The sequence below is a fragment of the Ralstonia insidiosa genome (assembly GCF_008801405.1).
GTDB classification, from domain to species: domain Bacteria; phylum Pseudomonadota; class Gammaproteobacteria; order Burkholderiales; family Burkholderiaceae; genus Ralstonia; species Ralstonia insidiosa.
Genome location: NZ_VZPV01000003.1, coordinates 259,913 through 284,126 on the forward strand (window position 1 = coordinate 259,913; position 24,214 = coordinate 284,126).

At 63.6% G+C, this 24,214-nt stretch carries 23 protein-coding genes; 17 read left to right on the forward strand and 6 right to left on the reverse strand.

Translation table 11 applies throughout. From position 1 onward, the window contains the following. Nucleotides 1–11: 11 nt before the first annotated feature. From F7R11_RS23370 to F7R11_RS23390, 5 genes are all read right to left on the reverse strand, one after another. Complete coding sequence (locus F7R11_RS23370) at nucleotides 12–1,217, reverse strand: sterol desaturase family protein (protein ID WP_021193965.1); 1,206 nt, start codon at nucleotides 1,215–1,217, stop codon at nucleotides 12–14. Nucleotides 1,218–1,667: 450 nt separating this feature from the next. Beyond that, nucleotides 1,668–2,123: a universal stress protein gene (locus F7R11_RS23375; protein ID WP_064807403.1), complete on the reverse strand. Its 456-nt coding sequence runs from the start codon at nucleotides 2,121–2,123 to the stop codon at nucleotides 1,668–1,670. A 91-nt stretch (nucleotides 2,124–2,214) separates the two neighbouring features. Beyond that, the gene (locus F7R11_RS23380; protein ID WP_064807401.1) at nucleotides 2,215–3,216 is read right to left on the reverse strand and encodes a zinc-dependent alcohol dehydrogenase family protein; all 1,002 of its coding nucleotides are present in this window, start codon (nucleotides 3,214–3,216) and stop codon (nucleotides 2,215–2,217) included. 49 nt (nucleotides 3,217–3,265) lie between these two features. Beyond that, on the reverse strand, nucleotides 3,266–3,448 hold the full coding sequence (locus F7R11_RS23385; RefSeq protein ID WP_064807398.1) for a YgaP family membrane protein: 183 nt from the start codon (nucleotides 3,446–3,448) through the stop codon (nucleotides 3,266–3,268). A gap of 10 nt (nucleotides 3,449–3,458) precedes the next feature. Beyond that, on the reverse strand, nucleotides 3,459–3,956 hold the full coding sequence (locus F7R11_RS23390; RefSeq protein WP_064807396.1) for a CBS domain-containing protein: 498 nt from the start codon (nucleotides 3,954–3,956) through the stop codon (nucleotides 3,459–3,461). A 287-nt stretch (nucleotides 3,957–4,243) separates the two neighbouring features. On the opposite strand from F7R11_RS23390, the gene F7R11_RS23395 reads away from it, so the two are divergent. The 5 genes from F7R11_RS23395 to F7R11_RS23415 are packed head-to-tail and all read left to right on the forward strand — an operon-like array spanning nucleotide 4,244 to nucleotide 7,286. Then, complete coding sequence (locus F7R11_RS23395; RefSeq protein WP_064807394.1) at nucleotides 4,244–4,744, forward strand: universal stress protein; 501 nt, start codon at nucleotides 4,244–4,246, stop codon at nucleotides 4,742–4,744. A 35-nt stretch (nucleotides 4,745–4,779) separates the two neighbouring features. Continuing rightward, nucleotides 4,780–5,619 carry a universal stress protein gene (locus tag F7R11_RS23400; protein ID WP_064807392.1) on the forward strand — a complete coding sequence of 280 codons (840 nt, stop codon included), beginning with the start codon at nucleotides 4,780–4,782 and terminating at the stop codon, nucleotides 5,617–5,619. A gap of 27 nt (nucleotides 5,620–5,646) precedes the next feature. Then, complete coding sequence (locus F7R11_RS23405) at nucleotides 5,647–6,300, forward strand: BON domain-containing protein (protein ID WP_021193972.1); 654 nt, start codon at nucleotides 5,647–5,649, stop codon at nucleotides 6,298–6,300. A 46-nt stretch (nucleotides 6,301–6,346) separates the two neighbouring features. Next, entirely contained in the window at nucleotides 6,347–6,877 is a 531-nt protein-coding gene (locus tag F7R11_RS23410) for a flavodoxin family protein (RefSeq protein ID WP_064807390.1), read from the forward strand. 46 nt (nucleotides 6,878–6,923) lie between these two features. Beyond that, on the forward strand, nucleotides 6,924–7,286 hold the full coding sequence (locus F7R11_RS23415) for a TraR/DksA family transcriptional regulator (protein ID WP_021193974.1): 363 nt from the start codon (nucleotides 6,924–6,926) through the stop codon (nucleotides 7,284–7,286). A gap of 203 nt (nucleotides 7,287–7,489) precedes the next feature. Here the strand turns inward: F7R11_RS23415 and F7R11_RS23425 are convergent, their stop codons facing one another. Beyond that, complete coding sequence (locus tag F7R11_RS23425; protein WP_064807388.1) at nucleotides 7,490–8,290, reverse strand: helix-turn-helix domain-containing protein; 801 nt, start codon at nucleotides 8,288–8,290, stop codon at nucleotides 7,490–7,492. A gap of 255 nt (nucleotides 8,291–8,545) precedes the next feature. Here F7R11_RS23425 and F7R11_RS23430 point away from each other — a divergent pair, with 255 nt between their 5' ends. From F7R11_RS23430 to rbbA, 12 genes are all read left to right on the forward strand, one after another. Beyond that, a complete protein-coding gene (locus F7R11_RS23430) occupies nucleotides 8,546–9,928 on the forward strand; it encodes a PAS domain-containing sensor histidine kinase (protein ID WP_104577716.1) in 1,383 nt (460 codons plus the stop codon). Further along, complete coding sequence (locus F7R11_RS23435) at nucleotides 9,925–10,572, forward strand: response regulator (RefSeq protein WP_021193977.1); 648 nt, start codon at nucleotides 9,925–9,927, stop codon at nucleotides 10,570–10,572. Before F7R11_RS23430 ends, F7R11_RS23435 begins: the two co-directional genes overlap by 4 nt. A 128-nt stretch (nucleotides 10,573–10,700) precedes the next feature. Next, on the forward strand, nucleotides 10,701–11,738 hold the full coding sequence (locus F7R11_RS23440; protein WP_064807386.1) for a zinc-dependent alcohol dehydrogenase family protein: 1,038 nt from the start codon (nucleotides 10,701–10,703) through the stop codon (nucleotides 11,736–11,738). 372 nt (nucleotides 11,739–12,110) lie between these two features. Then, entirely contained in the window at nucleotides 12,111–12,533 is a 423-nt protein-coding gene (locus F7R11_RS23445) for an Hsp20/alpha crystallin family protein (RefSeq protein ID WP_064807384.1), read from the forward strand. A 15-nt stretch (nucleotides 12,534–12,548) separates the two neighbouring features. Next, complete coding sequence (locus F7R11_RS23450; RefSeq protein ID WP_064807382.1) at nucleotides 12,549–13,907, forward strand: MBL fold metallo-hydrolase RNA specificity domain-containing protein; 1,359 nt, start codon at nucleotides 12,549–12,551, stop codon at nucleotides 13,905–13,907. A gap of 2 nt (nucleotides 13,908–13,909) precedes the next feature. After that, nucleotides 13,910–14,872, forward strand: a complete 963-nt coding sequence (locus tag F7R11_RS23455; protein WP_064807380.1) for a ribose-phosphate pyrophosphokinase — start codon at nucleotides 13,910–13,912, stop codon at nucleotides 14,870–14,872. Between the two features lie 54 nt (nucleotides 14,873–14,926). Further along, complete coding sequence (locus tag F7R11_RS23460) at nucleotides 14,927–15,205, forward strand: DUF1488 family protein (protein WP_021193982.1); 279 nt, start codon at nucleotides 14,927–14,929, stop codon at nucleotides 15,203–15,205. Nucleotides 15,206–15,235: 30 nt separating this feature from the next. After that, nucleotides 15,236–16,810, forward strand: a complete 1,575-nt coding sequence (locus F7R11_RS23465; protein ID WP_064807378.1) for a thymidine phosphorylase family protein — start codon at nucleotides 15,236–15,238, stop codon at nucleotides 16,808–16,810. A 243-nt stretch (nucleotides 16,811–17,053) separates the two neighbouring features. Further along, complete coding sequence (locus tag F7R11_RS23470; RefSeq protein WP_064807375.1) at nucleotides 17,054–18,811, forward strand: PHA/PHB synthase family protein; 1,758 nt, start codon at nucleotides 17,054–17,056, stop codon at nucleotides 18,809–18,811. A 51-nt stretch (nucleotides 18,812–18,862) separates the two neighbouring features. Next, nucleotides 18,863–20,335 (forward strand): efflux transporter outer membrane subunit, encoded by a 1,473-nt coding sequence (locus F7R11_RS23475; protein WP_064809049.1) that lies wholly within the window; start codon nucleotides 18,863–18,865, stop codon nucleotides 20,333–20,335. Then, nucleotides 20,332–21,405: an HlyD family secretion protein gene (locus F7R11_RS23480; RefSeq protein ID WP_064807372.1), complete on the forward strand. Its 1,074-nt coding sequence runs from the start codon at nucleotides 20,332–20,334 to the stop codon at nucleotides 21,403–21,405. The genes F7R11_RS23475 and F7R11_RS23480 overlap by 4 nt, the downstream gene beginning before the upstream one ends. Then, nucleotides 21,369–24,209, forward strand: coding sequence for a ribosome-associated ATPase/putative transporter RbbA (gene rbbA / locus F7R11_RS23485; RefSeq protein ID WP_082932923.1), 2,841 nt, complete (start codon nucleotides 21,369–21,371; stop codon nucleotides 24,207–24,209). Before F7R11_RS23480 ends, rbbA begins: the two co-directional genes overlap by 37 nt. The last annotated feature ends 5 nt before the right edge of the window (nucleotides 24,210–24,214 follow it).

A 24,214-nucleotide genomic window follows, 5' to 3' on the forward strand; every position in this document is an offset into this window, starting at 1 on the left:
GCCTCTGCGGCTCAGTCTTTCTGACGCTGGAACGGAAAGCGCTGCTGGTTGATGAAGCCGTCAGGCATGTAGTCGCCCACCACGCCGTATTTTTCCGGAAACGCCTTCTTCGATTTCACCGCCGTGCCGAACAGGTAGTCGATGAAGGCGAAGTGCGCAGCGTAGTTCTTGTCGATGGCCTCGTCTTCCGACGAGTGGTGCCAGTGGTGGAAATCCGGCGTCACGAAGATGTACTTCAGCGGCCCCCACGGCAGGTGCACGTTGGCGTGGTTGAACACCGCCTGGAAGCCCACGATGATGATGTAGATGTCGACCACGGCCTTGTCGAAACCCAGCACGAACAGCGGCCCCAATACAGCCACGCGCGTCACGATCAATTCAAGAATGTGCTGGCGCGAGCCGGCCAGCCAATCCATCGTCTTCACGCTGTGATGCACGGCATGAAAGCGCCACAGGAACGGCACCTCGTGATACGCGCGGTGCGTGACGTACTCCATCAGATCGGCCACCAGCATGCACAGCAGCAACTGCGGAATGAACCAGATGTGCTGCACCATCTGCTGGAAGTCTGCGTGGACCATCCACCCGAATACGCGGTGGATCAGGAAGTTCACCACCAGCAGCACCAGCCCCACGATGAAGTGGTTGACCGCAAAGTGCGCCATGTCGGTCTGCCACTCGGCGCGGAACACCGGCTGCTTCTTGTAGAGCGGGAACAGCTTTTCGAGCAGCACGAAAATGGCCGTCGAGCCGAGCAGATCGAGAATGAACCAGTCCATGCCGATATACGGCGTATGGTCTGGAAAGTCGCCCACCGGCACCCGCGAGCCGCCCAGTGCCACTGCGATCACCACGAACACAAACGCCAGGCAATTGAGGCGGCGACGGTTATCCAGCACGATATTCGCCAGCGACAGCCCGCCCGAGATCAGCAACGAGAAAAACAGGATCTGCCGAATCACGTCCACAGAGTACGCACGCCGTAATTCCGGCGTGGTCATGTACTGCGGAAAATGAAACGCCAGCACGCCCAGCAGGCAGAGGAAGCCCAGCACCAGTGCCAGGACGGTGCCGATCATGCCGCGGCCGAAAACCATGCCACCGCTGGAGTGCAGCAGCGTGTTGGCATCGCGGATCGTGGCGTCAGCCACGCGGACGATGACGGGATGTTGTTCCTCTTCGGGCAACGGTGCCGAAGGTTTATGGTTGGTATTCATGGACCTGACTCGCGCGTATTGTTTTATTTTGTTTTGATAACAAACGATGTGCCTTATCGCGAAAACCCTTTTAGCTTGGATGTCGCTTGTTGTAGCGGGTTTTCCGTAGAAGCAACGCCCCGGATGATATACCGGTACGCGATGTAAATCGCACCGGTTCTTTTGCGTCTGGTGACTGAAATTGAGGGGTGAGTTAGAAGCACCGGATGACAAAAATCAAACGGCGCTAAACCATCGTGGATACAGCGCAAGTAGGAGGGGCGACGTTGAACGGGGGGATGCCATCATTCCCGGGTTCGGCAAGGTGACCGTGCAGGGCCGTGGGCCAATGGCGGCGCGGCCAAAGCTGATCCGCGTGCATTGACGCAAGCATCGGCAAATGCCCTGCGCGAGGGCAACACACTGCAGCGGTTCCTTGCCCTGCATCGGGTAAAGGACGGATAGCGCCCTTTACTCCTCAGCTTCGCTGCGCACCATCAGCACAGGTTTGTTGGTCTTGCGAACCACGCCTTCGGCCACACTGCCCAGCACCAGATGGCTGAGCCCACTCCGGCCGTGCGTACCAAGCACAATCAGGTCCGCTCCGTTTTCGTTGGCTTCCGCCACGATCGTTGCCGAGATCTGGCCGGGTTCGATCCCCCTTTCCAACAATTTGGTCGAGTGTTTGACGCCAGCCGCCCCCAGCTTGGTCGCTGCGCTGGCCAGGGTTTCCCGGCCCAACTCGAGCACGCGCTTTGCGTAGGCAACCGAGTCGCAGCCGACCATGTCGAAGGTCAAGTCTGAACTGTCGGCCACAAACAGGGCTTCGACCTCTGCGCCGGTGGCTTTGCCTACGACGATGGCCTGATGCAATGCGAGGAGCGATGCATGACTTCCGTCGATAGCGAGCAGGATGCGTTGGTACATGGTGGTCTCCAATGGGATCACGCGAAATGGTGCCGCGTGTCACCAGCGTAGGCCGCATGGAGGGCGCCCCATTGACCCACATCAACGCTGATCAGGCATTGACCCTCAGTACTGCCGCGCCGGCAACGCGCCCAGCGCGCAGGTCATCCAAGGCGGTGTTGGCATCCTGCAGCCGGTACGGCGTGACATGAACCTTCAGCGGGATTGCCGATGCCACACGCATCAGCGCAAGGCCATCCGCGCGTGTCAGGTTGGCAACCGACATGAGTTTGCGTTCTTCCCACAACAGCCGGTACGGGAACGACGGAATATCGCTCATGTGAATGCCGCCACAGACCACGGCACCACCCTTGGCCACGGCCGGCAGGGCGCGTGGTATCAGCGCCCCAACCGGAGCAAAGATCAAGGCCGCGTCCAGCAGCTCTGGCGCAGATTGATCGCTTGATCCCGCCCAACTGGCGCCGGTCTGCAGGGCAAGTTGCTGTGCGGCAGTGTCTCCGGCACGTGTGAAGGCAAAGACTTTGCGCTGCTCCGCTAAGGCAATCTGGGTGACCAAGTGGGCTGCCGCACCAAAGCCATAGATGCCGATTCGACGCGCATCTCCAGCCATGCGCAGCGTGCGATAGCCGATCAGGCCAGCGCACAGCAGCGGCGCCGCATGCGCATCGTCATACCGCTCTGGAATGGGCAGGCAGTATCGGGCATCGCAGACCACGTACTCGGCATAGCCGCCATCACGCGTGTAGCCCGTGAAGGCGGGGTGGTCACACAGGTTCTCGTGCCCGCTCAAGCAGAACGGGCAGGCTCCGCATGTCCAGCCAAGCCAGGGCACGCCAACTCGCTCGCCCAGCGCTGGCGAAGGAACGCCAGGGCCACAGGACTCGACCACGCCCACGATCTCGTGGCCGGGAATGAGCGATGCCTTGGGATGTGGAAGCTCACCATCCACGATGTGCAAATCGGTGCGACAGACGCCACACACGGACACAGCAATCCGGACTTCGCCCGGCCCGGGAATCGGCGCAGGCACCTCTCGCCACTGCAGTGGCGCCCCCGCGCTTTCGTGGACCATGGCTCGCATGGATTCTGGCATCGGCACCTCCAAACGCACGCACCTGTTCAGTATGGATGACGCGGAGCGTTCAATCTCGGCCGATGCCCATCATCCAATAGACCGGACACATGCGGATGAGGCCGGTGACCAGAGGTACCAGACCAAGCCATCCAACCCAGGCCGGTACCTTGCTGAAGAGCGCCAGCAGAATCATCACGAGGCCGATCAGGATGCGAACGATGCGGTCGGCTGTTCCTACGTTGGGAAACATGGCAGCACTCCTACGGATGACATGAAATCGGGCGCACGTCCGAAGCGCTTAACGGAGATCGGGTGTCGAAACCGTCGTCGCTGCACCGGTCGCGGCCGAGGATGCCGGCCAGCAGCGTCCATTCACCGCCGATTGCGCGGATGGTGTCGTCCAGTGTCAGCATGCCGATAAGCAGCTGCTGATCGTCAATCACCGCAAGGCGGTGCAGGCCGTGACCGAGCATGGTGCGCAGGGCTTCGCTCATGACCGCATGCCCCTGAATGGTCAGCACGCCGCGCGTCATGACTTCGGATACGGAGGTTTGCGCGCAATGGGTCTGGCTGGCGATGCCGTGTACCACCATGTCGCGGTCGGTCACGATGCCGACAACCCGCATTCCTGTTACGCCGTGCTCAGTCACGAACAACGCCCGCAGGCATTGGTCTCGCATCAGGCGCGCGGCCGTCTGCAGCGTTGCGGATACCGGAACGTGGACGATGCGGCGGGAGCAAATCTCACTGACCCTCATGCTGACCTCCGATACGCGTACGTACTCACTATAAGAACGGACAGGTTCCGGAAGTTGATCCTGCACAAGATGTTGTCGCCCTCGATTGCGGGTGTGGGTGGCCGCGGGTGACAAAAAAGTCTAGAGAAAAGGGCGTCAACACCCTTGAGGTAGATCAAGCAGCCTTGATCTCTTTGCGTGTGGAAAAACGCTGATGTAAATCAAGGGGCAATCCCTCCGGTGGTCCAACATGGAATCACGTCAGCCCGTGTTCGGGCGCTCGGGCCGATTCCATATGGAGGCACACCATGTACGACAGGATCCTGGTTGCGGTAGATGGCAGTCCAACGGCAGATCGCGCTTTGGACGAAGCCATTCAGCTCGCCCTGAAGCTCGACGCAGAGCTGATCATTGCGCACGTGATCGACAACAACTACCTGAGGTACGACGTTGGCTACATCGACGTGGCTGGATTCACTGAAATGCTGATTGAGTCCGGCAAGCAGATCGTCGCGAGCGCAAAAGCCAAGGCAGAGAAGGCAGGCGCGCGCGTCAAGACGGCACTCGTCAACGACCCGCTTGGTGCGTTCGATGTGGGCTATGCAATCGAGCAGGCTGCGCGCGACGCCGACGCCAAGCTGCTGGTGCTTGGAACGCATGGTCGACGCGGCTTTCGGCGGATATTGCTCGGCAGCGTGGCAGAGAGTGTCACGCGACAAAGCACGCTGCCGGTGCTGCTGGTGCGGGCCGTTCCGACCGAAACCAAGCACGCCGTTACAGAACCGCTGACGAACATTGCCATTGCGTAGTGCGTTCTTCTTCTGACTCAGAACAAGGTTCGATCATGACTTATGCCAGCGTGATGGTGCACCTCGATGCCAGCGAGCGTGCGATGCACCGCCTCAGTCTTGCCGCGCGCTACGCGCAGGCGCACCACGCAACGCTCATCGCTGTCTACGCAAGCTTTGCGCCAAGCCCGAACTGGTTTTACCGGATGGAAGGCGCCGCCCATTACCTGGACGAGGACCGCAATCGGCGCGACCGTGTTCGGGACGTTGTACACGCGCGTTTTCGTGAGGCGATGCAGTCCGTTCCTGTTGAGACGGAATGGCGGGCCGTCGACGGTGATCCGCTGGCGGAGGTGTTGCGTCAGGCGCGCGAGGCGGACCTGCTCGTTGTCGGGCAGGAAGATGGCAGCGACGCCGAGAGTTTTGTTGCCCCCGATTTTGTTGAAACACTGATCCTTGAGTCAGGCCGGCCGGTACTGGTCGTGCCGTATGCAGGCCGTTTTACGAGCGTGGCGCAGAGGGTGCTGGTGGCGTGGAGCGGCGGCCGAGAGTCGGCACGTGCGCTGCACGATGCCATGCCGCTGATGTCCGGAAACACCGTACGGGTGCTGCAGATGACGGGTGACCGCCCGCGACATTGGGCGGAGGACACGACGGTTGGCCAAGTCGCCCGCGCGCTGTTGGCACATGGGATTGAACCCACGGTTGAGGAAGCGCGCTGTGTGGATTCCGACATCGCAATTGGCGAGATGCTGCTATCGCGCGCCGCCGATTTCGGCGCTGACCTGATCGTGATGGGGGGCTACGGGCACAGCCGTTTGCGTGAGCTCGTGCTGGGTGGGGTGACGCGCACGCTGCTCAACACCATGACCGTACCCGTCCTGCTGTCTCACTGAGTCCGGACGTTGTTCCAGGAGGCCACCATGAAGAACGACATCCAGCTCAAGGGCGATGTGGAAGACGAACTGCAATGGGATCCGGCGGTGGATGCCGACCGGTTTGCCATTCGCGTCAAGAACGGCGTCGTGACGATTTCTGGCAGCGCCGACAGCTTTGCGGACAAGCATGCCGCGGAGGAAGCCATCTGCCGGGTTGCCGGTGTGACCGCGCTCGTTGTGCACGTGCAGGTGCGCGTGCCGCCCGATATGCGGCGCCCGGACGAGGAGATTGCCCAGGCCATCGGCCATGCCCTCCATTGGAACACTGCCGTGCCAGCAGACGCCATTCGCGTCACGGTCGAGGATGGTGCGGTGACCTTGCGGGGTCAGGTTGATCAGGATTTCCAGCGCCGTGCGGCATTGGATGCCGTACAGCGCGTGCGCGGGGTGACATCGATTGCCAACGCGCTGACCCTTCGGGAGGCCGCTGGCCCGGCAGACCTGTCTGAGCGCATCGTCAAGGCACTGCAGCGCCAGGCTGTTCTCGACGCCGCACGGATCAATGTGGTGGTGGCGGATGGCACCGTCACGCTGTACGGGCCCTTGCGCAATCTGCATGAGTGCCGTGCCGCGCGGGAGGCCGCCATGGACGCGCCAGGTGTCCGTGCTGTGATCGACCATCTTTGGGTGGGCACCTGACCTACGGCGGCGCACCGCCCAACCGTCTCCATTCCGGACATCTGCCATGGAAAAAAACCTGATCGTTTACTACTCGCGCACCGGCACGGCACGCCAGGTGGCTGAACTGATGGCGGCGCAAAGCGGTTGGCAGCTTGCCGAGGTTTCGGATGCGTATCCGCGTGCCGGCTTTCTTGGCGATCTGCGCTGCGTGATCGAAACGCTATTCCACAAGCGTGCCAAGTATCACTACGCCGGACCGCCACTGGATGAGGTCGACCAGGTTGTTGTGCTGGCGCCAATCTGGATGGGGCATCTGGCTTCGCCGATGCGGGATTTCCTGGCGGATCAATCGCCGTTCTCGGCAAACCTGTCGGTGATTTGCGTCATGGCGTCGCGTGGGGCATTCAGCGCCATCGAAGAAGTCGCGCGCATCACCGCCACCAATCCGGCCCCGGTCCTGGCACTTTGCCAGCGCGATGTGCTCAGTGGTCTTTCTCAACAAGAGATCTCGGGCTTTATCGAGCAAGTACAGACCGCTGGCAAATGGGACCAGTCCAAGCGCCGGCCGGCATGGCTGTCACCGACCGAGGCCTGAAACCTGCGTAGGGATTGCGCATCAGATCGACGGCAGGAGAGTGTGCATGGACCGCTTTACCGAGGCGCAATGGACGCGACTCAACACATTGCTTGATGAACAAGAGGCGCGCACACAGCGTCAGCTGGTAACACTGCGCGCCGCGACTCAACCCGCCTCTCGCGAGGCGCCAGTCGAGCATGCAACCCTGGCGGAACAGGAAGCGGGAGACCAGACGAGCGACATCATGCTCGTTCACTACCGAAACGAGCTCGCGCAGGTCGATGCGGCACGACAACGCATGCAGGAGCAGCAGTACGGTATCTGTGTGGATTGTGGCGAGGCGATTCCCTTCTTGCGCCTGCAAGCCCAACCAACTGCGCTGCGGTGCCTGAGCTGCCAGGCACTGCGAGAGCGCAAGTGGGGTTAGGGGGCAACCCAAGCACAGTAGGCGTGAGGTATGAAAATTGACTCACGACTTGCGACTTGCGTATCAAGCAAGACCTCAATGACGAGCCGCCCTGGGAGCCCGCGGTGGATGCAGCAGGCGTGGGTGTGGATGCCGCTCGCCACTTGATGGCAGGGCAGCACAGCCTGCCCCTGTCACGGCGGTAGTTGCCCGTTATCGCGCGGCTACAGTTCACTGAGCGCCGATTTGTTGGCAATGGCAATCTGCTTGCCGCTCACCGCGATCCAGCCTTCGCGCTGGAACCGAGACAGCGCGCGGCTGACGGTTTCCAGTTGCATGCCCAGATAGCTGCCGATCTCTTCGCGCGTCATCCGCAGCGTAAAGCTGGACCCGGAGTAGCCCCGGTCTTGCATGCGTGTGGACAGATTGAGCAGGAAGGTGGCGACGCGCGCCTCTGCTGTCAGCCCGGCCAGCAGCAGTATCAACCCGGATTCGCGCACGATTTCCTCCGCCATCAGTTGGTGGAGCCGGCGCTGCAGTGGGCGAATGTCCTGGCACAGGTCTTCAACACAGTGGAAGGGCATCGAGCAGACGGTGCTGTCTTCCAGGGCAATGGCGTCGCACGTATGACGATCTGCGGCAATGCCATCGAGACCAAGGGTTTCTCCAGCCAACTGGAAGCCTGTCACGTGGTTCGTGCCATTGGGGTGGGATACGACCGTCTTGAAAGAGCCGGAGCGGATGGCATACAGCGCATGAAAGGTGTCGCCAGCACGGAACAGCGATTCACCTTTGCCGACCTTGCGCCAGGTATGCACCAACCGGTCCAGCCGTTCTTGTAGCGCGGATGGTACGGCTGCGGTGATACACGCCCAATGCATCATGCAGCCGGCGCACCGGCTGCTCGGCGCCGGGCCAGCCGTTTGGCAGCGCTGTGTTGCATCGCGGATCAGCTTGAGCTGGGGAAGGGGCGTAGGGCGGACAACGTCCACGGACGTCTGGGCTTGGAGAGCGCTCGGAATCATGGGGGCCTCCGGAGGGCACGCGCTGTATGTGGTCTCGCGCCTGGTTGGGCGAGGCAGCATCGGCCACCGCATGCAGCCACAGTTCGGTGTCCGTATGTTCAGTATCGGAGGCGCAGCGTTTGCGCGAAATCAGGCGGCGCTGAGATGTGTGTCGGCATAGGCTGCGATGTTGTCAGGCATCCCTGACAGCGACGATGGGCTTTTCCAGAGGCGCATCCATCACTTGGCTAGTATCTCCCGCCATCCGGATGGGCTATGTTGTGTGCATCCCGGCCTTTTTTGGTGGCATTTGTGGTGGAGCAAGACAGCCATTCCTTAAAGGCGTCGCGCAGGCGCCTGTTGCTATCGCGTTCCACACTGGCTGAACTGGTGGCGGGCGGGTTGGCCATTCTGCTGCTGGCTGCGTCGGTCGCCTGGCTTGCCATGGCGATTCAGGCGCGGGATGCGCCGTTTGTATGGTTGGCCCTGGCAAGCATGGCGGCCGTCCTGGCGCTCGTCTTCTATTGGTTGCGACTTCGCGTGCTGCGTGCGGCGGTGGCCAAGGATCTGACCGATCTGGAGAAGAGCGAGGCCCGGTTGGCGGGCATCATCCGCTCCTCCATGGAGGCCATCATTTCCGTGGACGATGCGCAGCGCATCGTTCTGTTCAATCCCATGGCGGAAACCCTGTTCGGTTGCCCGGCCAAGCATGCCATCGGCCGTCCGCTGTCCGATTTCATGCCGGAACGGTTTCGCGGTGCACACGAGGCACACGTGCGGCGCTTTGGCGTGACAGGCGTATCCGAGCGCCAGATGGGCAAGCAGCGCCCGTTGTTCGCGCTGCATGCCGACGGCCGTGAATTCCCCATCGAGGCGTCGATCTCGCAGGTCGAGGTGAATGGTGGCAAGCTTTTTACCGTGATGTTGCGCGACACCACGGAGCGCGTGCGGGCGGAAGCGGCGCTGCGGCGCTCGCAGGAAGAGTTGCAGCACCTGTCGGACAGCATTCTGGCGTCGCGGGAGGAAGAGCGGCATCGCATCGCGCGGGAGCTGCACGATGACCTTGGGCAGCGCCTGAGTGCGCTCAAGATGGATATCTCGTTGCTGGCAACGGACCTGCAGGCCGGGGGAAGTGACAGGGCGCTGATCTCCCAGACAGAGGCCATGCAACGCGTGATTGACGAGACCATTGCGGCAGTCCGACAGATTTCTGCGGATCTTCGTCCGCCGCTGCTCGATGAACTCGGGCTGGTGCCGGCCATCGAGTGGATCGCCAAGAACTTCCGTCAGCGCTTTGGGCTGATCGTCAACGTACACGCCCAGGAGACTGCGCTGCAGGAGCGTGCGGCAATCTCGGTGTTCCGGATTGTGCAGGAGGCGCTCAACAACGTGGTGCGCCATGCTGATGCGACCCGCGTTGATATCGGGTTAGCGCAGCAAGGCGACATGCTTGAACTCACGATCCAGGACAACGGCCGTGGCTGGAGCGGGGTGCCGCCCACGGCGGGTGAGCGCAAGCCGCTGGGGCTGCTCGGCATTCGCGAGCGTGCGCGTCTGCTGGGCGGTCAGGCCTCCATCACGCATACGCCCAACAGCGGCTTTCGGTTGAGCGTGCGTTTTCCTGCTGCCCACGAAGTGACCGAGGAGACCGGACGATGATCCGCGTGATGATTGCCGACGATCACGCTGTCATGCGCGACGGCGTACGCCATATCCTGGAGCGTGCTGGAGATTTCGAGGTTGCCTGCGAGGCGTCCGACGGCACCCAGGTGCTGCAGCTCGTGCGCGAGTACCAGCCGCAGGTGATCGTGCTTGACCTGTCGATGCCGGGGCGCAGTGGGCTGGAGCTGCTGCGCCAGCTGCATGACGATCACCCGACCGTACGGGTGCTGGTGCTGACCATGCACGCAGAGGAGCAGTATGTGGCGCGCGCCTTTCGCGCGGGGGCTGCGGCCTATCTGACCAAGGAAAGCGCCGCGACCGAATTGGTGACGGCGTTGCAAAAAGTGGCGCGCGGCGGCACGTATGTCAGTCCGCCCATGGCCGAAAAACTTGCACACAGCCTGGGCGAAGCCAACGAAGAGGCTGCCCACACCCGCCTGTCCGACCGGGAGATGGAGGTCTACCGCCGGCTGGTACGCGGAGAACCGCTCACGGAAATTGCCACCAGCCTGTGCGTGAGCGCCAAGACCATCAGCACTTACAAGATGCGCCTGATGGACAAGCTGCAGGTGTCCAGCGACGCCGCGCTGGTGCGCTACGCGATACGCCATCGCCTGTTCTCGGACGACGACATCCTGTAGCGCATCCACGCGCAAGACGTGCGCCGCCTCTGCGGCACATCAACGTGCGTAACGGTCCGCTGATGCAGATCAATGGTCGGGCGCGGCAGTTGCCTAGCATGGAATCTCTACTCCAACGGATGATTTCCATGAAAGCACTGGTCTATGACGGCGCCGGCAAGATCTCGCTGGCAGACAAGCCGAAGCCCGAGTTGCAGGCGCCCAGCGATGCCGTGGTCCGCGTAACGTTGACGACAATCTGCGGGACCGATCTGCACATCATCAAGGGCGATGTGCCCACCTGCGAACCCGGGCGTACGCTGGGGCATGAGGGTGTCGGGGTCGTCGAGTCCGTCGGCGCCGCCGTGACGTCGCTCAAGCCGGGTGACCATGTGTTGATCTCGTGCATCTCTTCATGCGGAAAATGCGCGAACTGCCGACGGGGCATGTACTCGCATTGCGAGACGGGAGGCTGGATCCTGGGGAACCGCATCGATGGCGTGCAGGCAGAGTACGTCCGGATACCGCACGCAGAAACCAGTCTCTACAAGCTGCCGCCAGGTATCGACGAAGAGGCGCTGGTCATGCTGTCAGACATCTTGCCGACCGGCTTCGAATGCGGCGTCCTGAATGGCCGCGTGCAGCCGGGCAGCACCGTGGCGATTGTCGGCGCCGGGCCCATCGGGTTGGCCTCGCTGCTGACCGCCCAGTTCTACTCGCCTGCCCAGATCATCCTGATCGATACCAACGCCGCCCGCCTGGAGGTGGCGAGCCGGCTGGGCGCCAGTGCGTGCATCAACGTCACCAATGAAGATGCGGTTGCCGCAGTAAAGAAGCTGACCGATGGCGTGGGCGTGGATTGCGTAATCGAAGCGGTAGGCGTGCCTGCCACGTTCGAGCTGTGTCAGGACCTTGTTGCACCGGGTGGCGTGATTGCCAATATCGGCGTGCACGGCGTGAAGGCGGATCTGCATCTGGAGACACTGTGGAGCCAGAACATCGCCATCACCACACGGCTGGTCGATACGGTCAGCACGCCGATGCTGCTGAAGACGGTGCGCTCAGGCAAGCTCCAACCGGGCCAACTCATCACGCACCGGTTCACGCTGGAAGACATCCTCTCCGCCTACGACACCTTCCGCAACGCGGGGGAGTCACATGCACTCAAGGTCATCATCGCCGCCTAGGGCACCCAGGTGACAACGGCCACGGAGGGTCATGCACGTCAGCCCCGGCGGGAGCACCACGCACGGGCCATGCCCACGACGTGGCACGTGGTGTCGCAAGACTGTGCCGGCAAGCCCGTGTGGGCGATCCCACGCGCAGGCTGATCTGCCGGCGCCATTGCCCAGGGAGGCCATTGCCCTGGTGAGACGACGCGTGAACACGCCTTCAGGCGGTGCACCCAGAAGGGATCTTGGCCGGCCCCGTCGATGATGGTGCACGCTCGCCGGATGACGACGCCACGTGTTGATCTGCCGCAAAACGCGCCAGACCCGCCGTGCCACGATGAATGTGTCGGCCCCGCCCGTGATGGGGCCATCCATCAGGAGGCTGTCATGAGCCAACTCAGGCGTTACGACCCATTCGCCATCGAACCGGTGGGCGACATGTTTCAAGGGCTTCTGCGTTCGTTCCGCGGTGGCGTGGACGGCGGGCTGCCGTTCAAAGTCGACGTGACGGAATCCGACACCGCGTACAACGTCGTTGCGGAAATCCCGGGCGCGAAGAAGGAAGACATTGACGTGACCGTCGACCGCGGTACGGTCATGCTCTCTGCCAAGGTGGAGCGTCAGTCCGAGAAGAAGGAGGGCGAGCGCGTCATCCGCAGCGAGCGTTACAGCGGATCGATGCAGCGCATGTTCACGCTGGATGCCGCCATCGACGAAGGCAAGGTGGAAGCCACTTACGAGAACGGGCTGCTGCGCGTGACGCTGCCCAAGAAGGAAGCTTCGCCGCAGCAACGCATCACGATTCGTTAAGTGCGGGAGCAGCGCATGCGATTGCAGTTTCTCGGAGCCACCGACACGGTGACCGGCTCGAAGTACGTGCTGGAAACAGGCGGGCATCGCGTCATGGTCGATTGCGGGCTGTTCCAGGGCTACAAGTCCTTGCGACTGCGGAACTGGGACGCGCTCGCCGTCAATCCGCACCACATCGACGCTGTCGTCCTCACCCATGCCCACATCGACCACAGCGGCTACTTGCCGCTGCTGGTCCGCAATGGGTTTCGCGGCCCCGTCTACTGCACGAAGGGCACGGCCGAGCTGTGCAACATCCTGCTACCCGATAGTGCACGGCTTGCCGTTGAAGATGCGCAGTACGCCAATGCGCAGGGTTTCTCGCGTCACCATCCTGCGTTACCGCTCTACGACGAGCAGGACGCTGCCAAAGCGTTGCGCAGGTTGCATCCGATGAACTATGGGGAACGCTTTCCTGTCGCCGATGGGGTTGAGGCCGAGTTCCACCGTGCCGGACACATCATCGGCGCCTCCACCGTGACGGTGCTGACGGAAGGCCGGCGCATCGTGTTCTCGGGCGACTTGGGGCGGCAGGCTGATCCGGTGATGCGTCCGCCAGAGGCGGTGGCAGAGGCCGATACCTTACTGGTGGAATCCACCTATGGGGACCGGCTGCATCCATCCGGCGATCCACTCGACGAACTTGAGCGCATCGTGCACAGGACCCTGGCGCAGGGCGGCACGCTGCTGATTCCCGCATTTGCGGTCGGTCGCACGCAAGCGTTGCTGTACTGCCTCTACAAGCTGATCCAGGCGCATCGGATTCCGCATGTGCCGATTTATCTCGACAGCCCGATGGCCGAGCGGGCCACCGAGGTGTTTGCCCGCCACGTTGACGAGCTGCATATCGATGCCGTGGATTGCCAGGCGGCCTGTGCACTGGCGATTCCAGTGCAAAGCCCGCAGCAGTCGATGCATCTGTCGAACGACAGCGCGCCGAAGATCATCCTCGCCGCCAGCGGCATGGCCACTGGCGGCCGCGTCTTGCATCACCTGAAGAGCTTCGGCGGCGGCAAGCGCAATGCCATTCTGATGTCAGGGTTCCAGGCTGCCGGCACGCGTGGGGCGGCGCTGCTGGCCGGGCAGCGGCAGTTGCGCGTGCATGGCCGCGATGTTGCCATCCGTGCGACGGTTGAGCAGATCGCCAATCTTTCCGCCCACGCCGATGCCAACGAGTTGATGACCTGGCTGCGTGGATTTTCTCGCGCACCGCAGCAGACATTCATCGTCCATGGCGAGCCGGCCGCCAGTGACGCCTTGCGCCAGCGGATCGAACGCGAACTGCAATGGCCGGTGTGCATGCCGGAGTACCGGCAGTCCTATGCGCTGAGTTGATCATGGAACCCCTTACGTCACTTCGTACGTTCTCGGGCAAGCCGCAAAGGCGCGTCGTACTGGCTTTGCCAGGCAATCAGGCCGCAGCCGCCAGGCTCGCCGTGCCGCTGGCAGCCGAAATCGGACACGCCGAGCTGAAACGCTTTCCGGATGGTGAATTCCACGTGAGGCTGCAAACGCCCGTGAGCGACGCTGACGTGGTCATCGTCTGCACGCTGGATAGGCCGGACGACAAGGTCATGGCACTGCTGTGGCTTGCCATTGCCGCCCACCAGGGTGGGGCAGCCCGTGTTGGACTGGTCGCACCGTATTTGGCCTATATGCGGCAAGACGCCATCTTCCAGCCGGGGGAGATCTGCGCGGCACAGCATTTTGCCGAGTTGCTGACGCGCTATTTCGATTGGTTGGTCGCAGTCGACCCTCACCTGCATCGCATTCCGAACCTGTCGGACATCTATGGTGTGCCCGCTGCCGCAGTGCAGGCGGCACCCGCCGTGGCTGCGTGGGTGCAGGCCCACGTCACCAAACCACTGCTGGTTGGGCCAGATGAGGAAAGCCGACAATGGGTTGAACACGTGGCCAACCTCTGCGGTGCGCCCTGGACGGTTCTGAGCAAGACGCGCCACAGCGCCTGGCGCGTGGAGGTGTCGGCAGTCCGATCCGATTTGCAGGCGGAGCGCACGCCTGTATTGGTCGACGACATCATCTCCACCGGCCGCACCATGATTGCAGCGGCCAACCAGTTACGCAGGGCAGGGCTGCCGCACCCCATATGCGTAGCCGTCCACGCCGTGTTTTCCGCCGATGCCTACAGCGAGCTGAGTGCCGTGGCAGCCGATGTGGTTACCTGCGACACCATCGCCCACCCCACCAACCGCATCGAGCTGACGGAACCCATTGTCGTGGCGATTTCAAACATGTTTGATCTACCTCTGCCCACCGCTACGCGGTGCCTTGTACGGTAGTGGCAGGGTCCTACCCTGACGAAGGCAAGACCCCAACCCTGTGTGAGATGCACCATGAAACAGATCGAATTCCAGGCTTGCGAGCCAATCTACTGCGCGGCGGGCCCAACGTTGCTGTGCGGCGCCTCGGTGGATGGCAATAACGCCACCTATGCCATTACCGCAGAAGCACTCGAAGACCACTTTGGCGCGCGGTCGTGCCGTTCAGAAGATCTCGTGCAGGCTTTCTCCGGCCACCGCAACGATATCGAGGCCGTTGCACGGGCCATGTTTGAGATGACCGGGTCCAAACAGATCACCCTGCACAGCGGCCACTTCCGCTTTCGCCTCTAAGCGCCGCTAAGCCGATTACGAGCCATCGCCATGCTTGTTCCGCCTGAGGTAGCGGCGCTGCCGGACCGGCTGACCTTCAAGCCCCTGGGCATCGACACCTGGCAGGAGCATGTCATCTATATGCATCCGGACTGTGCGATCTGCCGGTCGGAAGGGTTCACCGCGCAGGCGCGGGTAGAGGTACGGATTGGTCAGCGGTCCTTGATTGCCACGCTCAATATGGTCGGTTCAGGGCTGCTGGAGATGTGCGAGGTCAGCCTGTCCGTCAGTGCCGGCGAGTCGCTGATGGCAAGGCCTGGTGATGTGGTGACGGTCAGCCACGCCCCCGCGCTGGAGTCGTTGCGGGCGGTGCGCGCCAAGATTTACGGGGCGCATCTGGATACGCACCAACTGGCAAGCGTCGTGAGCGATATCGCCAAGGAGCGCTATGCCGATGTCCACATCGCAGCATTCCTGAGCGCTTGCGGCGGCGAGCGCATGAGCGTCAAAGAGACCATCGACCTGACGCAGGCCATGGTCGACACGGGTGAGCGTCTCAAATGGGACCGCGCCATCGTGGCGGACAAGCATTGCGTGGGCGGCCTGCCCGGCAACCGCACGAGCCCAATCGTAGTGGCCATTGCGGCGGCGGCGGGTTTGCTGCTGCCCAAGACGTCTTCACGCGCGATCACCTCGCCTGCCGGCACCGCCGATACGATGGAAACCCTCACCCGCGTAGCGTTGAGCGCCACGGAGTTGCGGCGCGTCGTTGATCGGGTGGGGGCTTCACTGGCGTGGGGCGGTGCGCTGAGCCTGAGCCCCGCAGACGATGTGCTGATCCGCGTGGAGCGGGCGCTGGATGTCGACAGCGATGCCCAACTGGTGGCCTCCATCCTGTCGAAGAAGATCGCGGCTGGGTCGACCCACGTGCTGATCGACGTGCCGGTGGGGCCAACGGCCAAGGTGCGCCGCCTGCAGGATCTGGAGCGTTTGCGCATGCTGCTCGAACGCGTAGCGCGAGCGTTTGGCGTGCATGTCATGATCGTGCGTACCGATGGCGCTCAACCCGTAGGGCGTGGCATTGGCCCGGCGCTTGAAGCGCGAGACGTTCTGGCCGTGCTGCAGCGCTCGCCAACGGCACCGTTTGACTTGCGGGAACGGTCATTGCTGCTGGCCGCGGTGCTGCTGGAGTTCTGTGAGGCGGCAGAGCAGGGTGCGGGGCTTCAACTGGCGACGGGCTTGCTTGACAGTGGCGCTGCGTGGCGCAAGTTCGAGGAGATCTGCGAAGCGCAAGGCGGGCTGCGCGTACCGGGCGAAGCGATCTTCCGTCACGATGTTGTTGCTGAGCAGGATGGCATCGTGACCGAGATCGACAACCGGCATCTCGCCCGTATCGCCAAGCTTGCCGGTGCACCGGTACGCCAAGTGGCCGGTGTGGAAATGCACGCGAGGTTGCATGATCAGGTTCAGGCGGGGCAGCCGCTCTTTGCCATTCACGCCCAGGCGTCGGGCGAGCTGGAGTATTCCTCAGCCTATGCGCGGATGCACTCGGCGGTATCTCTAACCCCAATTGAGCATGCTGGCGTGTACTCGCCTGTACTACCGGCTTGTCAGCAAGGGCACTGAACGATGGGCGGTGGTCTCCTGCTGCGTCAAGCCTTGCAGCCTGAAGCGCGTGGCCGACGGGCACCATGCATCCTTACCTGCCGAGCAGGCAAATCGCTCACGCAATCCGCCAGGCTGCATGTCATGTCTGTGACGGGCATCTAGAGTCGGCACTCTTGTCTCGGTTTGAGATGCATCAAGTTCCTGCCGCGGCAGCTGGCATCTAATGGGTTGCATATTTGTAACCGTTTGACGCCCCCGACCATGCGCACCGCCCCCGTGCCGTCTTCCCCAGCCGCCGAGCTGATTGATCCGCCGTTTCACGCCGCCCTTGCTCGTACGTCGAATTCGTTGTCATTGGTATCGATGCAACTGGCGTTGCTCGATTGGGCCCTGCATCTGGCGGTATCGCCCGGCAAGCGGCTCGACCTGTGCCGCCTGGCGCTGACCCAGGCCGAACAGCTCGGGCGCTACATCCAGAACTGCATGGCAGCTGGCCCCCAGCAGGCGGGGCTTTGCGTTCTGCCGCCGGCACACGACCGTCGCTTTGCGGCCGACGAGTGGCGCTTGTGGCCGTTCAACGTCCTGCACCAATCCTTTCTGCTGACCGAACAATGGTGGGAGGCAGCCACGCGCGGCGTGTGGGGTGTCGCCAGGCACCATGAAGACGTGGTGGCCTTTGCCGCGCGGCAGTGGCTCGACATGATGTCGCCGGGCAACCAGCTGGCGACGAACCCTGTCGTCCTGCGTCAGACCGTTGCGCAGCACGGTACGAATCTCGTGCGGGGCGCGCTCAATGCGCTTGACGATCTGGAGCGCGCCATGAGCGGTGCGCCGGCCGCTGGCACCGAGTGTTTCGTGGTGGGGCGCGACGTGGCGGTGACGCCCGGCAAGGTCGTGCTGCGTAATCGCCTGATGGAACTGATCCAGTACACCCCCATCACGTCTGTCATGCCCAAGGTCCAGGCCGAGCCCATCCTGATCGTGCCGGCGTGGATCATGAAGTACTACATCCTGGATCTGTCCCCGCAGAACTCGCTGATCCGCTATCTGGTGGAGCAGGGCCACACCGTGTTCTGCATCTCCTGGAAGAACCCTGACGAGGCGGACCGCGATCTCGACATGGATGATTACCTCAAGCTCGGCGTCTTTGCCGCGCTCGATGCGGTCAATGCCATCGTGCCGAATCAGCGCGTGCATGCCACCGGCTACTGCCTGGGCGGCACGCTGCTGGCCATCGCCGCAGCAGCCATGGCACGCGATGGCGATGCGCGGCTGGCGTCCATGACGCTCTTTGCCGCACAGACAGACTTTTGTGAACCGGGCGAACTGGGCTTGTTCATTGACGAAGCGCAGGTCAGTCTGCTTGAAGCGCAGATGGCGCAGACCGGCTATCTGCGTGCAAGCCAGATGGCTGGCGCCTTCCAGATGCTGCGGTCGTACGACTTGCTGTGGTCTCGCGTGGTGGGCGAATACCTGCTGGGCGATCGCGCGCCCATGAATGACCTGATGGCCTGGAACGCCGATGCCACGCGCATGCCCGCGCGCATGCACAGCCAGTACCTGCGGCGCCTGTTCCTGAATGACGATCTGAGCGAGGGCCGCTACCCCGTCAACGGCAAGCCCGTGGTTCTGAACGACCTGGACCTGCCGATCTTCGTGGTGGGCACGCTGACGGATCACGTGGCGCCGTGGCGCTCGGTCTACAAGCTGCATCACCTGACCGAGGCGGAACTGACGTTCGTACTGACCAGCGGCGGCCACAACGCCGGCATCGTCAGCCTGCCGGCAAACTCGCATCGGCGCTTCCAGATGCAGACACGTCACGCAGGCGCGGTTTCTGCAGCGCCCGATGACTGGCTGGCATCCGCCCCCACAACGGACGGTTCATGGTGGCCAGCATGGCAGGCATGGCTGATGGCGCATGCATCCAGTACCACACCCGTCAAGCCACCCAAGATGGGCGCTCCAGGCCTGCCGCCTGTGGGCGATGCGCCTGGCACCTACGTGCTGGAGAAATAAATGCGTGTGCAGAAACAACCCTTGGCGTGCGGCTGGTACGCCGGCACGCGTATGGCCACCCTTGCCGCAATAGCCGCAGCCACAGCCGTACTGGCGCTGTCGGGCTGTATCTCGATGGCACCGCCTTACCAAGCCCCCGCGCTGCCCGTGGCCCAGCACTATGACGCCGACGATGGCCGTGATGGCCTGTCCGCCGCTGCCGTCGGCTGGCAAGCCTACTTTACGGACACACGTCTGCAGGCATTGATCGCCCAGGCGCTGGAAAACAACCGCGACTTGCGGACTGCCGTGCTGCGTGTGGAAGAAGCACGCGCGGCGTTCGGCATCCAGCGGGCGGAAACGTTTCCGCACCTCAATGCGCAGGCCGGCATCAACCGCCTGAGCATTCCGGCAGACCTGAGCCCCTTCGGCATGCCCATGCGGGTGAGCCAGTACCAGGTGGGCGCTGGTGTCTCCAGCTGGGAGATCGATTTCTGGGGCCGCGTGCGCAATCTCAATGACGCCGCGCTGGAAAGCTACGTGGCGTCAGATGCGGCGCGCCGTGCAGTCGCACTCGGGCTGATTGCACAGGTGGCCGACAGCTATCTGGTTTTGCGTGAACTGGATGAGCGCATCGCGCTGGCGCAGCAGACCGTGGACAGCCGCACCGAGACCCTGCGCATCTTCTCGCGCCGCGTGGCGGTGGGGGCGACATCGCGGTTGAACCAGACCCAGGTCGAGACCCTGCTGACCCAGGCGCAGGCATTACTGACGCAACTACAGCAGGCACGCGACGCACAGGCACACGGTCTGGCGCTGCTCGTGGGCAAGCCGATCGACCTGCCGCCGGTGGCCGAGCCGCTCGATGAGCGCCGGATGCTGGCTGAACTGCGTGCAGGGCTGCCCTCCGACCTGCTGACGCAACGCCCGGACATTGCTGCTGCAGAACACCGGCTGCGTGCCGCGCATGCCAGCATCGGCGCAGCACGCGCGGCGTTCTTCCCACGCGTGGCATTGACTGGCGCGTACGGCACGGTCAGCCCCGAACTCGGCAACCTGTTTGCACCGGGCACGCGCGCCTGGGTCTTTGCGCCGAGCGTGACCCTCCCGCTGTTCGAAGGCGGCAAGCTGCGCAGCAATCTCGACCTGGCGGAAGCCCGCCGTGATCTTGCCGTGGCTGGCTACGAGAAGACCGTACAAAGCGCGTTCCGCGATGTGTCCGATGCGCTCTCCGCGCGCAAGTGGCTGGCCGAGCAGCTCGACATTGCGCAGGCCGCACTGGCGGCGCAGACCGAGCGTGCACGGCTGTCGCAACTGCGCTTCGATGCGGGGGCCTCGACGTTTTTGGAGGTGCTCGACGCGCAGCGCGATCTGCTGGCCGCGCAGCAGCAACTGGTGCAGGTGCGCCGCGCGCTGCTGTCCAGCCGTGTTGGCCTATACGCAGCGCTGGGCGGCGGCACGCAGGCCGTCGAATCCGCATCCGATCCCCATACCCATCTGAGCCTGACGCCCACTGCGCGCGCATCGGGAGAAACAACACCATGACAACAACGCCCCAACAACGATGGATTGCATTGCTCGCTGCCGCCCTGGTGATTGCCGGTGGTGCATTTGCATGGAAGGCCTTGCGGCAGGACGGCCCCGGCAAGGGCTTTGCCAGCGGTAACGGCCGCATCGAGGCCACTGAGATCGACGTGGCGACCAAGCTCCCCGGCCGCGTGCAGGACATCCTGGTGGATGAGGGGGACTTCGTGACTGCCGGTCAGCCGCTGGCGCACATGCAGATACAGACGCTGGAGGCCCAGCGCGACGAGGCCCAGGCGCGGCAGCAGCAGTCCGTCTCCGCCGTGGCCAGCGCGCAGGCCCAAGTGGCCGTGCGAGAGGCAGACCGGCAGGCGGCCCTGGCGCAGATCGCCCTGCGTGAGAGCGACCTGGATGCCGCACAGCGCAGGCTGGCGCGTTCTGAAACCCTGTCGCACGAGGGGGCGTCGTCCATGCAGGAGTTGGATGACGACCGTGCCCGCGTGCGTGGCGCCAAGGCTGCACTGGTGGCCGCGCGCGCCCAGGCGGAAGCGGCGCAGGCCGCTGTGGCCGCAGCCCGCACGCAGGTGGCCGGCGCCAATGCCACCGTCAAAGCCGCAGACGCGACGGTGTCGCGTGTGAAGGCGGATATCGACGACAGCGCCCTGGCCGCCCCGCGAGATGCCCGTGTGCAATACCGCATCGCTCAGCCCGGCGAGGTGCTGGCCGGTGGCGGGCGGTTGCTCAACCTGGTGGATCTGTCCGACGTCTACATGACCTTCTTCGTGCCAGAGACGGACGCCGGGCGCATTGCCATGGGCAGCGAGGTGCGCATCGTGCTGGACGCCGCGCCGCAGTACGTGATTCCGGCCCGCGTGTCATTCGTGGCCAGCACCGCGCAGTTCACGCCCAAGACCGTGGAAACGGCCACCGAGCGCCAGAAGCTGATGTTCCGTGTCAAGGCGCAGATTGATCGTGATCTGCTGCGCAAGCACCTCAAGCTGGTGAAGACCGGTCTGCCCGGCATGGCGTGGCTCAAGCTCGACGGCCAAGCCGAATGGCCGGCCAAACTGGCGATCAAGGTTCCGCAGTGACCCAGTTCGCCAATCCGCTTACCCAGCACGATGCCCAGCTTGGGCCGCCGCTTGGTCCACCCGTCGTCAGCCTGGCCGGCGTGCGCCTGCGTTACCGCAAGACACTGGCGCTGGATGGCGTCACGCTGGACCTGCCGGCCGGTTGCATGGTGGGCCTGATCGGGCCCGACGGCGTAGGCAAGTCGAGCCTGCTGTCATTGATGGCGGGTGCGCGGGCCCTGCAGGATGGGGCCGTGCATGTGCTGGGCAGCGACATGGCCGACCGCCGCGCACGTGCCGCGGTCGGCCCGCGTATTGCCTACATGCCGCAAGGCCTGGGGCGCAATCTGTACCCCACGCTATCGATCGAAGAGAACCTGCAGTTCTTCGGCCGCCTATTCGGTCACAACGCAGCGGAGCGCCGCCGCCGCATTGATGCGCTCACAGCCAGCACCGGCCTGCGGCCATTCCTCTCGCGGCCGGCGGGCAAGCTGTCGGGCGGTATGAAACAGAAGCTGGCGCTGTGCTGCGCGCTGATCCATGACCCCGATCTGCTGATTCTCGATGAGCCGACCACGGGCGTCGACCCGCTCTCGCGCAGCCAGTTTTGGGATTTGATTGCCAGCATTCGGGCCGAGCGCCCGGGCATGAGCGTGATCGTGGCCACCGCGTACATGGAAGAGGCCGAGCGCTTCGATTGGCTGGTCGCCATGGACGCTGGGCAGGTGCTTGCCACCGGCACGCCGGCCGCCCTGCGCAGCCGCACGGGCACCGATTCATTGGAGGCCGCGTTCATTGCGCTGCTGCCGCCTGCACGCCGGCAGGGGCACCAAGCCGTGGTGGTGCCGCCGCTGGTGGCCGGCGCGGACGACGATGTGGCCGTGCAGGCGAGCGGGCTGACCATGCGTTTTGGCGACTTTGTGGCGGTCGACCACGTCGACTTCCGCATCCGCCGTGGAGAGATCTTCGGCTTTCTCGGCTCCAACGGCTGCGGCAAGTCGACCACCATGAAGATGCTCACCGGCCTGCTGCCCGCCAGCGAGGGCCAGGCGTGGTTGTTCGGCCATCCGGTCAACCCGAAGGACATCGACACGCGCCGGCGCGTGGGCTACATGTCGCAGGCGTTCTCGTTGTACGGCGAGTTGACCGTGCGCCAGAACCTCGTACTGCATGCGCGCCTGTTCCAGTTGCCCGAACCCGAGGTGCAACCGCGTGCGGTAGAGATGCTCGCCCGTTTCGGGCTCCAGGAGGTGGCCGACAGCCTGCCCGAGAGCCTGCCGCTGGGCATGCGGCAGCGCCTGTCACTGGCCGTGGCGATGGTGCACAAGCCGGAGCTGCTGATCCTGGATGAGCCTACCTCCGGCGTGGACCCGGTCGCGCGTGACATGTTCTGGCGCCTGATGGTCGACCTCGCACGGCAGGACCGCGTGACCATCTTCATCTCCACGCACTTCATGAACGAGGCCGAGCGCTGCGATCGCATCTCGCTCATGCATGCCGGTCGTGTTCTGGTGAGCGATGCGCCTGCCGCGCTGGTACGTATGCGCGGCACGCAGACGCTGGAGCAGGCGTTCATTGCCTATCTGCGGGAGGCGTCTGAAACGGTGTCCGACGTGGCTCCCGGTGCCACTGAGATTGCCGCGCCGGCACCTGCACCCGCAGCAACCACCGCCGCATCAACCGGCACGTCTGCCCGCCGTCACTTCAGCCTTGCGCGTGCCCTGAGCTACTCGCAACGCGAGGCGCTGGAACTGCGCCGCGACCCGGTGCGCGCCACGCTGGCCCTGCTGGGCACGGCCATCCTGATGTTCATCATCGGATACGGCATCAGCCTGGATGTGGAGAACCTCACCTACGCGGTGCTCGACCGCGACCAGACCGCCATCTCGCGTGATTACACGCTCAATCTGGCCGGCTCGCGGTATTTCATCGAAAAACCCCCGATTCGCGACTACGCTGAGTTGGACCGTCGCATGCGTAACGGCGAGCTGTCGCTGGCGATTGAAATTCCCCCAGGCTTCGCGCGCGATGTGGAGCGCGGCGCGGTCGTACAGATTGGCGCCTGGGTGGACGGTGCCATGCCCACCCGTGCAGAAACCGTACGCGGCTACGTGCAGGCCATCCACCAGCTCTGGCTGGCAGATGCCGCCGTGCACCGGCTGGGGATGCGGCTTGCGATGCCCAGCACGATTGAGACGCGCTATCGCTACAACCCCGACGTGAGAAGCCTGCCCGCCATGGTGCCCGCCGTGATCCCGATGCTGCTGATGATGATTCCCGCCATGCTGGCGGCGTTGTCGGTGGTGCGCGAAAAGGAACTGGGCTCCATCATCAATTTCTATGTGACACCGGTCACCCGCGCGGAATTCGTGCTGGGCAAGCAGGCGCCGTACATCGTGCTGGCGATGTTGAACTTCCTGCTGCTGGCGTTGCTGGCGGTGACGGTGTTCGGTGTGCCGATCAAGGGCAGCTTTGCGACGCTCGCGCTGGGGGCGTTGATCTTCGTGACGTGCTCGACGGGTTTCGGGTTGTTTGCGTCAACGTTCACGCAAAGCCAGATTGCCGCCATGTTCGTCACCATGATCGGCACGATCATCCCCTGTGTGCAGTTTGCGGGCTTGCTCAACCCCGTGTCGTCGCTGGAGGGTGTGGGGGCCATGATCGGGCGCGTGTACCCGGCCACCCATTTCCTGACCATCAGCCGGGGCGTGTTCAGCAAGGCGCTGGATGTGAGCGCATTGGGTAGCGCCTTCTGGCCGCTGCTGGCGGCGGTGCCAGTCATCCTGGCCGCCACGCTGTTGATGCTGCGCAAGCAGGATCGGTAGGGGGC